The sequence below is a fragment of the Parendozoicomonas callyspongiae genome, assembly GCF_023502345.1.
Taxonomy (GTDB): Bacteria; Pseudomonadota; Gammaproteobacteria; order Pseudomonadales; family Endozoicomonadaceae; genus Sansalvadorimonas; species Sansalvadorimonas callyspongiae.
The window spans coordinates 117,076-130,384 of the sequence record NZ_JAMFLX010000003.1; the positions used below are offsets into that span (position 1 = coordinate 117,076).

The window sequence follows — 13,309 nt, forward strand, 5'->3', positions numbered from 1 at the left end:
GAGATAGGCAAAGAGACAAAAAAGCCCGGGCAGCAAAGCTGTCCGGGCTGGCGAGCGATAGTTATTTTTACTGTATTATTTCAGGTTACTTGGTGCCGAAAATCTTATCACCGGCATCACCCAGACCTGGCAGGATATACCCCTGATCATTCAGGCAATCATCAACAGAAGCAGTAAAGATTTCTACTTCCGGATGTTGCTCCTGAACCTTTGCAATACCTTCGGGGGCTGCAACCAGAACCAGTACACGAATGTGCTTGCAGCCTGCCTTTTTCAGCATGTCGATGGTGGCGATCATGGTGCCGCCGGTTGCCAGCATGGGGTCAACCACCAGAGCCATACGCTCATCAATCTGCTTGCACAGCTTTTCAAAATAGGGAACGGGTTCCAGAGTTTCCTCATCCCGGTACAAACCAACTACACTGATACGTGCGCTGGGAATCAGCTCCATAACACCGTCCAGCATACCCAGACCGGCACGAAGAATTGGGACAACTGTGATTTTCTTTCCTTTCAAGCGTTGAACAGTAACTTCACTGTTCCAGCCTTCGATGACATGATCTTCAAGCTCAAGATCCTTGGTCGCTTCATAAGTCAGAAGTGTTCCGACTTCACTTGCCAAAGTGCGAAAACCTTTGGTGCTGATTTCTTTTTGACGCATCAGACCCAGCTTGTGCTGAATCAGGGGGTGAGTAATTTCGCGAACGCTCATTGAGGGCCTCTGTTTTTAACTACCGCATACCGTATGTGGCAGCTAATCCGGTATTGTATGTGTCTTGATCACCATCATCCAATGCGAATCGAAAGAAATCCCCTAAGGAGTTAACGTAACGGTGCAGGCATAATCACGCCACCCTTCTGCCCTTTGCCGAAATCAAGAGCTTGTCGGATGATTTTCAGCCAACTCGCCAGCTAACACTGGCAATGCAGGCCAGAGACATGTATGTTCCGTTTTTAATATTGATCCAGAGATGCTGTTCGCCCCTATGTTGGCATCCAAGACTGAATCAATGTCACATTAAATGGTTGAGGAGAGGCCTCCCCCCATGTCCATCGATCTGGACCACATCCAACAGGTCTTCGAAGAAGCTGATTGTCTGTACACCCGTGAAGAGGTAGATGGTGCTATCCGCAGAATGGCCAGCGAAATCACCGAAGTCCTGGCTGATAAGAACCCACTGGTTTTTGCTGTAATGAACGGCGGCCTGGTATTCTGTGGGAAACTGCTGACACATCTGCACTTTCCGCTTGAATCATCCTATGTTCATGCCACCCGGTACCGCAACACTACCAGCGGTGGAGATCTAGAATGGAAAGTCCCACCTGCTCATGAATTAAAAGATCGTACCATTCTGATTACCGATGATATTCTCGACGAAGGTCATACGCTCGCAGCTATTGTTGATTACTGTCGAGAAGCCGGTGCTAAAGAAGTTATGACTGCTGTCATGGTTGATAAGCTGCACGACCGTAAAGCAAAGCCAGGCCAGAAGAGCGACTTTACCGGACTTGAATGTGAAGATCGTTATATTTTCGGCTATGGCATGGATTATCAGGGTTACTGGCGAAATGCACCTGGTATTTATGCACTGAAAGGTCATTGATACTGAGTAACCAAGTTCGCTGCAGCAATTGCAGAACGGCTAAAACCGACTGCAATTGCACTTCACATTTAGAAACAACCCAATCTCTATAATAAGAAATTTATTTAATCTTTTTTAATGCGTCCTTATCAGCACTATGCTGCCGCTTTCTTAAATCAATTTCTCTGGCATTAGCCTTAATCTCTTTCTTTGTATTAGCCAACTGTTTTTCCAGGTCGACAACCTTCTCGGTTTTCAAAGAATCAATATCAAGCTTCTCCAATGATTCTTTTCCAGTTGTTATTTTGGCTCCAAGATCTTTAATTCTTCGCTGCAAGTCTTCAACAGCCTGACCTGCTTTTTGTTGTTTATGAGTCATCAAACGACCCAGCCTTAGATTTTTATCTCTCTCGGATTCTCTTTTGGTTGAGAGTAATTCTGGATCGACCTTCGATTTTGAACTGTCAAGCTGACCTTGACACCTATCAATGGTTTTATGGGCTGCATCCATTTCCTGGCGAATACTTGCCCGGACTTCCTTTCCTTTCTGAATCTCTTTTTCCAGTTCTTTTTTCAGCTGTTTTCGCTCTGAGGAAGCACTCTTGATTTCACCCTTGAGTTTATTTCTCTGACTTTTCAGCTCTTTTTTAAGCTCACTGAGCTCAGATTTCAGTTGTGATGACAATTTCTCACCTTGCTCTTTGAGCGTTTCCCGCTCTTTACGTAAAGCTCCTATCTGACCCTTGTAGTCCGACTGTTCTGTTGAAGCCGCTTCCTCCCGAAGAGCAGATAACTCATTCTTCAGATCCTTTTTCAGATCTTTGTTACCTGCTTTGACCTCATCAACAAACTGGCGGCTATCTGAAATACCTTCACGAATTTGGGACTTTTGCTTGTCAGCCAGGCTCATGGCACGGTCAATGCGCTGGTCCCGTTCCAGGCCTTCTCCTTTGATAATGACTGTTTGCCCACCTGGAAAGGTTAGCTCTGCATCAACCGCAGAATCATAGAACACACCTGGGTCATCAAGTAACTTGCCGAGCAGTTCAAAGTTTTCTCCAGAAGTCTGAGCCTGGTGGAGAGTATCAGCTCCATCAGTCTTCAACTGGGTAAACTTCTCTGTTTTCTGGGTAGCTTCCGTTTGAGCTGCCTTTACCGAAGCCGAAAGCTGAGGCGGAGTTTCCCGGACACTCCGGCTGAATAAAGATTTAATTTTGGGGGCTGCATGGTTTTTAACACGAGCAGGTATCAGTTTTGCAACTTTTGTGCGGAGGGATACTGCCCGCTTCTTCAGGCTTTTTCCTACTCCAACAACCGCGCTCTTGACAGCATTCTTTGTAGCTTGTTTTGGATCAGCCTTAAAGGCCCGCCCCCCCTCTGCAACAGCTTCCTTAAGGGCGGCAGCACTCTGCTTGGTTGAGGCCAATTTTGCCTGACCAGATTTATGGAGACCATGCATGGCTGCGAGTGTGGTATCGACTGGGTGGTGGGCAAACTCCTTTCCTCCTTTCCATGCAGAAGAAGCGAGTTCTTTTCCAGATTTGAGTTTACCGGCACCATAGTCATAAGCTGCCGAAGCGCCTTTCTTGACTCCCCCAGCTATATAGCCGGCAGCCTGACGCAACCTGCCGGGTTTATTATCGGAAACATCCCTGACATCACGCTTGGAAATACTGTCTGTCTGCGCCTCAGAGTCGACCTCAGCACTTTTCTGTTCGGTTTTCAGGCTAACATCGGGTTCAGCCTTGGAAACAGTCCTTGAACTGTTAGAGAATTTTGCACTGAACCGGGCTTCGTCCAGCTGTTTAGGACTAACCTGCAGATCCAGGGCATCAATCGAGGAAGAACTTCCCCTTTGAATACTGCCATTTGATTCCATAAGGTAACCGGGGGATTACTGTAGTTTCGTACCCACAGCTATCGGCTGAAATGACATTCTTATTGGTGGCTTACATTTTCTTGTTTTTTCCAATAACTACCAGCTTAATCAACCAGACTAACGTCAACAAACCGACTAATTACTCAGGCTCTTAGGGACAACTTCCTTATGTGTCAGCAGCTCCAGATGAGCTGCTGACACATCACGACCTCTTCCTTAAAGCCAGGCTTTCACATCCATACGAGCATCTTTTGATGAGCTGTCCGCTTTCGCCTTCCCACCCTGAACTGACAGCCACTTAAAGGCCGTGGTATTCCACATCAAACCATTTTCTTCTTGCAGTTTTCCTAAAACTTCGCCCGGCTCAAGGCCTAACGTGGGTTTGACAACCTTTTCAACCAAGTCAACTTCATTCAGGACAAAATACAATCCGTTATGCTGTGTATCACTGGTAATAGGATCTGGTCTCAGGAGGTAAACCTTCTTAACCAGAACCCCCTGATCATCCGATGAGGATTGAACTTTCAGGCTTCTGTGACCCTGGACAACTCTTTCAATTTCGGATTTTTCGGGCGTAGAGAATGGCATAGGAACAAACTCGGACGCACTCTCACCTGAGCTATTGGATTGCATATCCCTAACAGAAAACTTAACCAGCCCATCAGGATTATTTTCTATAGCACGCCAAAACTCATCAAAGTTGATTTCCATTCCCAAAAGCAGATCATTGTTCCTGTGAATATAAGGCTTTCTACCTCTACGTTCTGGAACAAAGTAAACATTGACTCCCATTGATTTCATTACTGTCCCATCAGCTTTAAAGTGCTGATACCCCATTACCTCATGATCAATACTCTTCTCAATAAACACAAAGTACTTTTGCCCGCCACTATCAACAGGGATTGCATCACTAACGAATCGGCGTCTTGAATTATCAAGTGGATAATATTTTTGACTGGCAACCCTTTTTCCATCCACATATAAGGACTGGACTGCACGTTTGCTGTAATCAATTGCATAACTGATGAGCCCTAATCCAAGATACCAAGCACGGTTTAACAAGCTTGGATATTTATACTGATATTTAATTTTCTCCATTGAAATAACTTCAGGGAGCAGATCTTTTCGGTCATCAACTGAGAGTTGATTTGCACCGTCAACATCCGATAACCCTTCTGCTTTATCTGCAGGAGAACTCAACCCCTTCTCTTTTCCAAGTTCTTCTAGAACAGGCTCTGCTGAAGGGGACTCTTCTTGTTCTCTTCTTTCCGGTAACTTAGCATCACCAGTCTTTCTGTTTCTCGAGAAAAGAGCATTCAACAACCTTTTATAAAACCTAGGCTTGGCTGTCCCTGCCTTTAGAGTTAATTGCTCTTTATCCTGCTCAGATGGATCACTCTCCACTACCTGCTGTGGCTTCTGCGAACGCTCTTTAGAATTAAATCTCCTTGTGTTGGGATAATTCTTTTTATGGAATGCTGCCAAAAGGTTTTGATACTCTGTGTTACGCTCTTCTTCCCCACTTACTTCATCCTCAACCTCATCATTCTCCTCCCCTATCCAGACCTCTGGTAATAAGTATCTCTTTTCATATGGCAATTGTTTTTCAAATTCTTCCACCATTTGTTCATCTTTTTCTTTAGTCAACATTCTCTCTGCAATGACTGGATTTGACTCTCCTCCATCTTGACCTGATTTATCCCTAGTTAACGCAACACTCTCCCGTGCTAAAGAGTCAGGGGATAATTTCCTATGATGAACACTTATTGATGGCTCATCAGCCCCTAAACGTGCAGGTTTTGTTGTTTTACGAGTAGATCTCCTTACGGGGCCACTCGCACTTTTTTTTCCGCTGGCACCGATTCCACGGCCTGGTTTCTGACCTGGAATTACTGGTGGTTCCGCTTGTCTGGCAACCGTAGATACACCACTATTCAGGCTTTCTTCATCAATTCCTGGACTACTGCCGGTAGCTGTAGACCTACCAACATTTTTAGCGCCAGTGGTTCCTCCATACACAACACCCTGCCCTAGCAGCAACAGTAACAACAACACTAAACTACGACTAAGAAATGTTTTTTTCATTGTGAACACCTGCTGCTGAATAATCAGGCAATTTGGAAGAAAGATTCAAAACCAAACTGTCACTAACAGAATTGCTCAATGTTATAGACCAAAAAAAAGAGGCCATCGACTGATGACCTCCCAACAATTAAACGTCACTGGTTATATATTTAACAGATCCTGATTAAACCTGTTTTCATCAAAGTTACAGCCAAGATAATCAATAATTATCCTCAAATCATTCTCGGCATTCCCTAAACAGCTTGTTCCACCCGGGGATGGTGTCATATTAAAAATAATACCGGTTCCCGGGTTAATTCGAGCCTCACCAAGGAGCAGTTCTTTCTTATCCTTATCAATCAGCTGAGGACGGATCCCACCATAACCTTTGGCAAATTCAACATCCTTTAACTCCAGACCTGGAACAATCTTGCGGGCATCCTTTAAGAAAAGACGACGCCTGACCCATGGAATTTCGAACAGAAAGTTTTTGAAAATATAGTTTCTGATATCCGAAACCTTAAACAGATCCCAGAAAACTTTAAAGACAGAGCCATCAAGGCGAAGAACCTTAAAGAACTCCGGAATAGTCTTGCTATTGTATCGTTCCAGCATTGGCAGAAGCAGTGCTGTAGGCCCAAAACGGGTTTTGCCCGGTACCCTGACATCAGGATCACCATGAATCGCAGCAAAAGGCAGCTTGTCATTCTGAACGGTATAAACCTTGCCGGTAAGCACTTGCGGAGTGAAGTAAAAGCTGCCGGCAACAGGAAGGCAGGAGAAGTTCAGCCCGTACCCCATCTGCTGTGCCAGCAGAAGGCTGTGTCCACCGGCGCTGACCACTACAAACCGGGCTCGATATTCTCCATTATTGGCAATGACCTTATGTCCTTCCTCGCACTTCTCAATAGCGCTGACACAGGTTTCCAGATGAATATCGATTTCCTTATCCGTGGCCCTGGCCTGATCAACAAAAGACTTAGACAGAGCCTTGTAATCGACTGCTGTATAGTCATCGGTGATAGCAAGCGCATTCACCTCTTCAGGACGCGTTCCATTTTTGGTATTAACGACCTGCGGCTCGATTTTGGCAATCTGTTCTTTATCAAGCAGTTCCATTCCCTGGTAATGCTCTTTGAAAACTTCAAAGCGCTGCCGCAGGAACTCGCACTCTTCTACCCCTACTCCGAGCACCATCTTTGGATACTTGAAAATAATATTGTCACGCTCGTCATCCGGCAGGGATTTGGCGTAATTTACCAACATGCTGGCAGTGCGCTTCACTTTGAGGGCTTTTTCCAACGTGTAATTGGTTTCAATATCCCCGCAGTGAATCGTCTGACTGTTATTACTGCTCTTGGAGTTTACCTTGGCGAAATCATCATACTTCTCAATCAGGCCTATACGTCCAAGATCGGTATAGCGGGACAATTCGTATAACAACGCTGTACCCGAAACACCTCCTCCCACAATCAGCACGTCATAGGTCTTATCCGTCATGCTCTCTGCTCTCTGATCGCGTCTTTGGGTCATAACCTTTTCCTGGCGTGTGTCACCGGAATTATGACCAAGGACTGTTTATACCGTCTGATCCCCCTTCCTTGAGCCTTTTTTGCCACGGGAAGACCTTATGGGTCGCTATCGCTCATGGCTTTTTTATGGCCGACCAGAACTATTTGGGGCGCATTATATAGGAAGCTGAGCAAATTTAACCGGTATTTTTAAGTAGAAACCACTGGCACGGAAAATTTCGCTCAATTTGAAATCTGAACCACGAGAAAAAGACTAGCCCAACGGAAAGCAGGAAGAGCAAATTAAAGAAATAATCAGAGTTGAATGAAGAGATTAGAAAAGATAAGCAGAAGGAAATGGCTGGGGTGGCAGGATTCGAACCTGCGCATGACGGGATCAAAACCCGTTGCCTTACCGCTTGGCGACACCCCAGTAGATTATGGTAGCTAGGGGCAGATTCGAACTGCCGACCCCAGCATTATGAGTGCTGTGCTCTAACCAACTGAGCTACCTAGCCACAATCATTTTGCAAATTTTGACAATCTCAAAGGAGAATGGCTGGGGTGGCAGGATTCGAACCTGCGCATGACGGGATCAAAACCCGTTGCCTTACCGCTTGGCGACACCCCAATCACTTCATCGTGCGATGACATCGTGGTAGCTAGGGGCAGATTCGAACTGCCGACCCCAGCATTATGAGTGCTGTGCTCTAACCAACTGAGCTACCTAGCCACGAAGAGATTGTTGAGTTTTCGGAAGAGATGGCTGGGGTGGCAGGATTCGAACCTGCGCATGACGGGATCAAAACCCGTTGCCTTACCGCTTGGCGACACCCCAATCACTTCATCGTGCGATGAAATCGTGGTAGCTAGGGGCAGATTCGAACTGCCGACCCCAGCATTATGAGTGCTGTGCTCTAACCAACTGAGCTACCTAGCCCCGAAAACTTCGGAGCGCATTTTCATGATTCAGGCCCTTACTGTCAACAATTAACTGGCAAAAACCCACACCGGAAAACCGTAACGGCACATTGACACCCTTCAATCTGAAGCTAATCTTGCCCGTCACTAAGGCAAAACGCAGCCGCAAAATAACTCGAAGCCTGCCCGGTCAGCCCCTCAAACGGCTTCAGGATGTCACGGACAGTAACATCACTCACAAATCTTCGAATCATTGATATAACAGGCTGATCTAATTCAAAACAAAATCACTTTGTCCTCTCTCCTCACGACACAAAGACACACAACAAAACAAACCAGCATCACCTGAATACTGAGATAGAGAGGAGACACAGCCATGTTGAAAAAAATACTGGCCAGCACGCTGTCGGTTTTAATAACCGCTACAGCGAGCGCAAACAATTTTTACGACAACACCCCCACCACTACCTATTCATCCGGAAATACCATCCCGGTGGAAAACGATATTGATTACCGGCATATGGGCCTCTACGAACTGAAAAGGCGCCTCTATTACAACTATGCACCGACTCCAGATATCAGTGAGGGCAATACGAATACAACCGTTGTCAGACATATCCACCAGCATGAGCACTGGGGATGGGGTGGCGGATGGTGGGGAGCAGGTCCGTACTGGGGTGGAGGAAGCAGCAGCTCTTCCTCTTCTGACGACAGCAGCGATTCATTTACAGATCGAGTTGGACAAGGCGTGAAAGAAGTTGCACTTGTCGCTGCAGTTGTCGCTATTGTCGCTACCGCAGCCTACGGCATGACACAGGCGGCATTCACCCTTTGGCCCTATGTGGGAGCTGCCAGCCTGACAGCCATAGAGCTGCCTTCTGACTCTCCCTGGAGAATCACAGGCTACAGAGTAGCCAGTGGTCGTGTTATCACTTCTCAGTATTTTCATGGCAACCAGGATGCATTGGAAGCCATAGAAGAAGGCGAGATGTTTGACCGCGACCGAAACAACCAGGGGCGCTTCCTTCTGGTTGACCAGGAAAACTGGTGGGGTCTGGCAGATTACCCAACCGATATTGATGTCACTCTTACCCGCTCCCATACCGATAGACCCGATGAGAAAGTCACAGTTAACTTTCTGCGCACCGTAACCAATGGATTAAAGCCGGGAGCAGTCACTGCAGAAATCATAAAGTCAGCCAAAGGTCATTCACTGCACAACCTCTACAATTGCCCAATGAGAGTGAAAGCTCCCAGGTATTTCGAGTTTCGCAAGTGGTATCACCTTCCCACCCGCGTCATTATCGATTTACAACCTGTGGGCAGCTACTGACTGTGACTGCTGTCGACTGGTACAATCAATTGTGAACACACCCTAGGGGGCGTTCTCAATTAAACATCGAACTCAGCGCTTTCGAGAGTTTCTGTAACGAGGCGTAGTGCCGCAGGAATGCTCGTTGCCTTTCAAGGCGCTACAACGAAGCTTACAGGAACTCTCGAAAGCGCCCTGCGGGTGACTCTAAAAGCGGCCATACCCAGAGGGCACAAACGTCAGCTGCGTCGGGCTTGCTCAATGTAGAATAACTACGATTTTCACAAGCCCTTCTAACATCTGGCTGCTTTTAGAGTCACTGAGTCGATATTTAATTGAGAACGCCCCCTAGTCATCACCATAATAAACAAAACAAAGTGGTATCAGGCATGATTGAAGACGCGATTGTAATTGTCAGTGGAGCCCGCACCCCCATGGGTGGCCTGCAGGGCTCTCTTAGCGCCATGACAGCTCCCCAGCTTGGTGCAGAGGCTATTAAAGCTGCCATTGAGAGATCCCGAATCGCTCCGCAGGATATTGAAGAAGTGATTATGGGATGCGTACTTCCTGCCGGCCTGAAACAAGGCCCGGCCCGTCAGGCTGCGCGTCAGGCTGGCATTCCTGATGAAACCGGCAGTACAACAATCAATAAACTCTGCGGTTCAGGAATGAAAGCCGTTATGCTGGCCCACGACCTTATCAAAGCAGGAACCAACACCATAATGGTTGCAGGCGGCATGGAGAGCATGAGCAATGCTCCCTACCTGCTGGATAAAGCTCGCCAAGGTTACCGTATGGGCCATGGCGGCGTTCTTGATCATATGTTTACCGACGGACTGGAAGACGCAGAGACAGGTCACCTGATGGGTTCATTCGCCCAGGATATGGCCAACGAATACAAGATGACCCGCGAAGCCATGGACAACTTCGCCATCGAATCACTCAATCGTGCCAAGAGTGCAATTGAAAGTGGTTACTTGAAAGAAGAGATCACGCCCGTCACCGTGAAAACCCGCAAAGGGGAAAACATCGTCAGTGATGACGAGCAACCCTTTAATGCCAATATCGAAAAGATTCCCCAGCTTCGTCCGGCTTTTGCCAAAGATGGAACAATTACAGCGGCAAATTCCAGCTCCATCTCCGATGGCGCTTCAGCACTGGTGCTGACCACAGAAAGTGAAGCCAGGAAAAGAAACCTGAAGCCCATGGCACGGATCGTTGGTCATTCAACCAACTCCCGCCACCCATCCGAGTTCACCATTGCACCTGTTGGTGCCATTACCAAACTTCTGGATAAAACCGGCTGGGATAAGGATGACGTTGATCTGTTCGAAATCAACGAAGCTTTTGCCATGGTGACTATGGCAGCCATACAGAATGTTGGACTGGATCACAGCAAAGTGAATATTCATGGTGGTGCCTGCGCACAGGGTCATCCAATTGGCTCAACCGGCTCCCGAGTTATCGTGTCACTGATTCATGCCCTGCGCCGCACCGGTGGCCAGCGCGGAATCGCCAGCCTCTGTATCGGCGGCGGCGAAGCTACCGCAATTGCCGTTGAAATGATCTGATTGTGAATCGACCTGAGGACTATCCAGATAGTCCTCAGGCATACCCACTCTTTGTATACGCATATCCGACCATCCCCAGATAAACAACCCGGGAAAAACTCTTTCAAGCTGAAACCGTTCCGGCATCAATTCCGACAGTGACGCATTCACTGTCACTACACGCGCTTCATTTGGCAGCCCGGCACACAACATCGCGACCTGACGGATACATGCTTCGCTCATGGCTGTGCAGTCCACATAGACCAGCCGATAGCTGGACATATCCAGCTCAAACATATCCATACAGGAAAGTGTGACTTTATCAGTCAGGGAAGACCCCTTGAGCAATCGCTGAGAAATCCGAACCAGTGTTGGAATCTGCTCAACTCCATCAATATGGCAGCCATAATTCGCAGCCAGCCACACACAGTTGCGTCCGGTACCACAACCCAGCTCCAGAATACGATCACCCGTAGAAAGCTCCAGACGCCTTGCTACAGCCTCCAGAGTCACCAGGGGAGTTTCACCATAACCTTGCGCTTCCAACTCACCACGATCATCCAGAAAGCGTCTGCTGATTGCCCAGGGACTGCAAAACAAATAAACCAAACGTCTGCGTGATTCAAACCAGAGAAATTGTCTTTGGAAGATAAATCGCACCCCAACAAGTGAGAGACAGGCTTCGGTGATCAACATCCGAAACCAGCCTATAAATGGATTCTCACCGGCATTTTTCCAGTTCATTCTACAAACATCCCTGTTTGATAATTCTGTTTGCTGATAAGTTGTCAGAAAGCAAGACCGTTGACCATACTTTCTGAGCTTCAGGAAACTGACGCAACTTAAAAAATAAGAATAGAAATCAGGATGGAGTCTTTCCGCCTTATTTTCCCAAGTTCTGGGGAAGCAGGGCATAGCAAAGACAAGCAGGTGATTTATGAACAAGGAAACTGAACAACAGACCCGCCTCAACCCTGAGGACCAGCAGCTAGTTGACGACTTCATTTCTTCCGGCATTAACAAGGAGGAAAGACAACCTTTCCACCCCTGGAAACTGATGATGTGGCTGGCCGTTGTTATTGTTATCTTCGGTGTTCTGGCCAGAGTGGTCGGCACTTTATATCTGCCATACTAAAGCGGTGCCCGTTGATTAGAGAAACCAATGAATAAAAACCAGGGATTACATCGTATCGTTATTGTCGGGGGAGGTGCTGGCGGTCTGGAGCTGGCAACACGGCTTGGCAGAACCCTGGGACGAAAAAAGCAGGCTGATATTTTACTGATTGATGCCCGCATGACTCATATCTGGAAACCATTGCTGCACGAAGTCGCTGCCGGCTCCCTGAATTCCTACAGTGATGAGCTGAACTATCTAGCCCAGGCCAGCTGGAATCATTTTCGCTTTCAGCCCGGCACAATGAACGGTCTAAACAGGAAAGAGAAAACCATTACCCTCGCCTCTACAACAGATACCAGCAATACACCTCTTCTCCCCGAGCGCACCATTGAGTACGACACTCTGGTAATAGCCGTAGGAAGCCATACCAATGATTTCAATACCCCCGGAGCTCAGGAAAACTGCCTGTTTCTGGACAGCCGGGAGCAGGCTGAGCGCATCCACCAGCACCTGATCAGCCGCTCAATGAAGATAACGGAGCAGGAAGACGCAGACACAACAACCAATATTGCCATCATTGGCGCCGGAGCCACCGGAGTTGAACTGGCAGCCGAACTGCATCATGCCGCCCAGCTGATGTCTCGATACGGTTTAAAAAGCGATGTTGGCAACACCCGCATCACACTATTGGAAGGGGGAAACAGAGTACTCCCTGCACTTCCGGAAAGAATCAGTAAGGGCGTTCAGCTGCAGCTCGACAGGATCGGCATTCATACCATGACGGGAACACTGGTCAGCCAGATCAACAAAGACAATCTGGAAACCAGAGATGGTAAGAACATTGAGACAGATGTCACGATTTGGGCAGCCGGTATCAAAGGGCCGCAGTTTCTACAAAACCTGGACGGACTGGAAACCAATAAAATCAACCAGCTGCTTGTCCACCCGACCCTGCAAACTACACAGGACGATAATATTTTTTCCCTGGGAGATTGCGCCAGTTGCACCATCACTCAAAAGAATGGCACCAGTTTTACAGTTCCCCCTCGGGCCCAGGCAGCACATCAACAGGCCAGCCTTTTAACCAAAAATATTAAGCGCCGACTGCAGCAACAGGAACTTCTTAGCTTTGAATATCGCGATCACGGCTCACTGATTTCTCTCAGCAGCCATTCCGCAGTGGGGAACCTGATGGGGAATCTAACGGGAAGTGTCATGCTTGAGGGCTGGCTGGCCCGCATGTTCTATCTATCACTTTACCGCCTGCACCAAATCGCCTTATACGGCTTCTGGCGCACAGGAATGCTGATGGTAAAAGATTTGCTGGAGCGCAGCACAACACCAAAGCTGAAACTGCATTAACTTTTTACCA

General features: G+C 47.6%; 10 protein-coding genes and 6 tRNA genes. 5 read left to right on the top strand and 11 right to left on the bottom strand.

Features of this window, described 5'->3' with window-relative positions:
* Nucleotides 1–85: 85 nt before the first annotated feature.
* Nucleotides 86–712, bottom strand: a complete 627-nt coding sequence (gene upp, locus M3P05_RS03135; RefSeq protein ID WP_249697776.1) for a uracil phosphoribosyltransferase — start codon at nt 710–712, stop codon at nt 86–88.
* A 334-nt stretch (nt 713–1,046) separates the two neighbouring features.
* On the opposite strand from upp, the gene M3P05_RS03140 reads away from it, so the two are divergent.
* On the top strand, nt 1,047–1,604 hold the full coding sequence (locus tag M3P05_RS03140) for a hypoxanthine-guanine phosphoribosyltransferase (protein ID WP_249697777.1): 558 nt from the start codon (nt 1,047–1,049) through the stop codon (nt 1,602–1,604).
* Nucleotides 1,605–1,704: 100 nt separating this feature from the next.
* On the opposite strand, the gene M3P05_RS03145 is transcribed toward M3P05_RS03140, so the two are convergent.
* The 9 genes from M3P05_RS03145 to M3P05_RS03185 form a co-directional block, all read right to left on the bottom strand.
* Nucleotides 1,705–3,462 (bottom strand): coiled-coil domain-containing protein, encoded by a 1,758-nt coding sequence (locus tag M3P05_RS03145; protein WP_249697778.1) that lies wholly within the window; start codon nt 3,460–3,462, stop codon nt 1,705–1,707.
* 216 nt (nt 3,463–3,678) lie between these two features.
* The gene (locus M3P05_RS03150; RefSeq protein ID WP_249697779.1) at nt 3,679–5,547 is read right to left on the bottom strand and encodes a hypothetical protein; all 1,869 of its coding nucleotides are present in this window, start codon (nt 5,545–5,547) and stop codon (nt 3,679–3,681) included.
* A 141-nt stretch (nt 5,548–5,688) separates the two neighbouring features.
* Nucleotides 5,689–7,059 carry an FAD-dependent oxidoreductase gene (locus M3P05_RS03155; protein WP_249697780.1) on the bottom strand — a complete coding sequence of 457 codons (1,371 nt, stop codon included), beginning with the start codon at nt 7,057–7,059 and terminating at the stop codon, nt 5,689–5,691.
* 336 nt (nt 7,060–7,395) lie between these two features.
* Nucleotides 7,396–7,470 (bottom strand) — tRNA-Gln (locus tag M3P05_RS03160).
* An 8-nt stretch (nt 7,471–7,478) separates the two neighbouring features.
* A tRNA-Met gene (locus M3P05_RS03165) sits at nt 7,479–7,555 on the bottom strand.
* 38 nt (nt 7,556–7,593) lie between these two features.
* A tRNA-Gln gene (locus tag M3P05_RS03170) sits at nt 7,594–7,668 on the bottom strand.
* Nucleotides 7,669–7,693: 25 nt separating this feature from the next.
* Nucleotides 7,694–7,770, bottom strand: a tRNA-Met gene (locus M3P05_RS03175).
* Between the two features lie 30 nt (nt 7,771–7,800).
* A tRNA-Gln gene (locus M3P05_RS03180) sits at nt 7,801–7,875 on the bottom strand.
* A gap of 25 nt (nt 7,876–7,900) precedes the next feature.
* Nucleotides 7,901–7,977 (bottom strand) — tRNA-Met (locus tag M3P05_RS03185).
* 357 nt (nt 7,978–8,334) lie between these two features.
* Here M3P05_RS03185 and M3P05_RS03190 point away from each other — a divergent pair.
* Together M3P05_RS03190 and M3P05_RS03195 are read left to right on the top strand one after the other, a co-directional pair.
* Nucleotides 8,335–9,291: a hypothetical protein gene (locus M3P05_RS03190; protein ID WP_249697781.1), complete on the top strand. Its 957-nt coding sequence runs from the start codon at nt 8,335–8,337 to the stop codon at nt 9,289–9,291.
* 368 nt (nt 9,292–9,659) lie between these two features.
* Nucleotides 9,660–10,841, top strand: coding sequence for an acetyl-CoA C-acyltransferase (locus M3P05_RS03195; protein ID WP_249697782.1), 1,182 nt, complete (start codon nt 9,660–9,662; stop codon nt 10,839–10,841).
* On the opposite strand, the gene M3P05_RS03200 is transcribed toward M3P05_RS03195, so the two are convergent.
* A complete protein-coding gene (locus M3P05_RS03200) occupies nt 10,740–11,564 on the bottom strand; it encodes a class I SAM-dependent methyltransferase (protein WP_249697783.1) in 825 nt (274 codons plus the stop codon). The two genes, M3P05_RS03195 and M3P05_RS03200, sit on opposite strands and share 102 nt — an antisense overlap.
* A gap of 193 nt (nt 11,565–11,757) precedes the next feature.
* Here M3P05_RS03200 and M3P05_RS03205 point away from each other — a divergent pair, with 193 nt between their 5' ends.
* Nucleotides 11,758–11,955 carry a DUF3094 family protein gene (locus M3P05_RS03205; RefSeq protein WP_249697784.1) on the top strand — a complete coding sequence of 66 codons (198 nt, stop codon included), beginning with the start codon at nt 11,758–11,760 and terminating at the stop codon, nt 11,953–11,955.
* A gap of 27 nt (nt 11,956–11,982) precedes the next feature.
* Nucleotides 11,983–13,299, top strand: a complete 1,317-nt coding sequence (locus tag M3P05_RS03210) for an NAD(P)/FAD-dependent oxidoreductase (protein ID WP_249697785.1) — start codon at nt 11,983–11,985, stop codon at nt 13,297–13,299.
* Nucleotides 13,300–13,309: the final 10 nt, after the last annotated feature.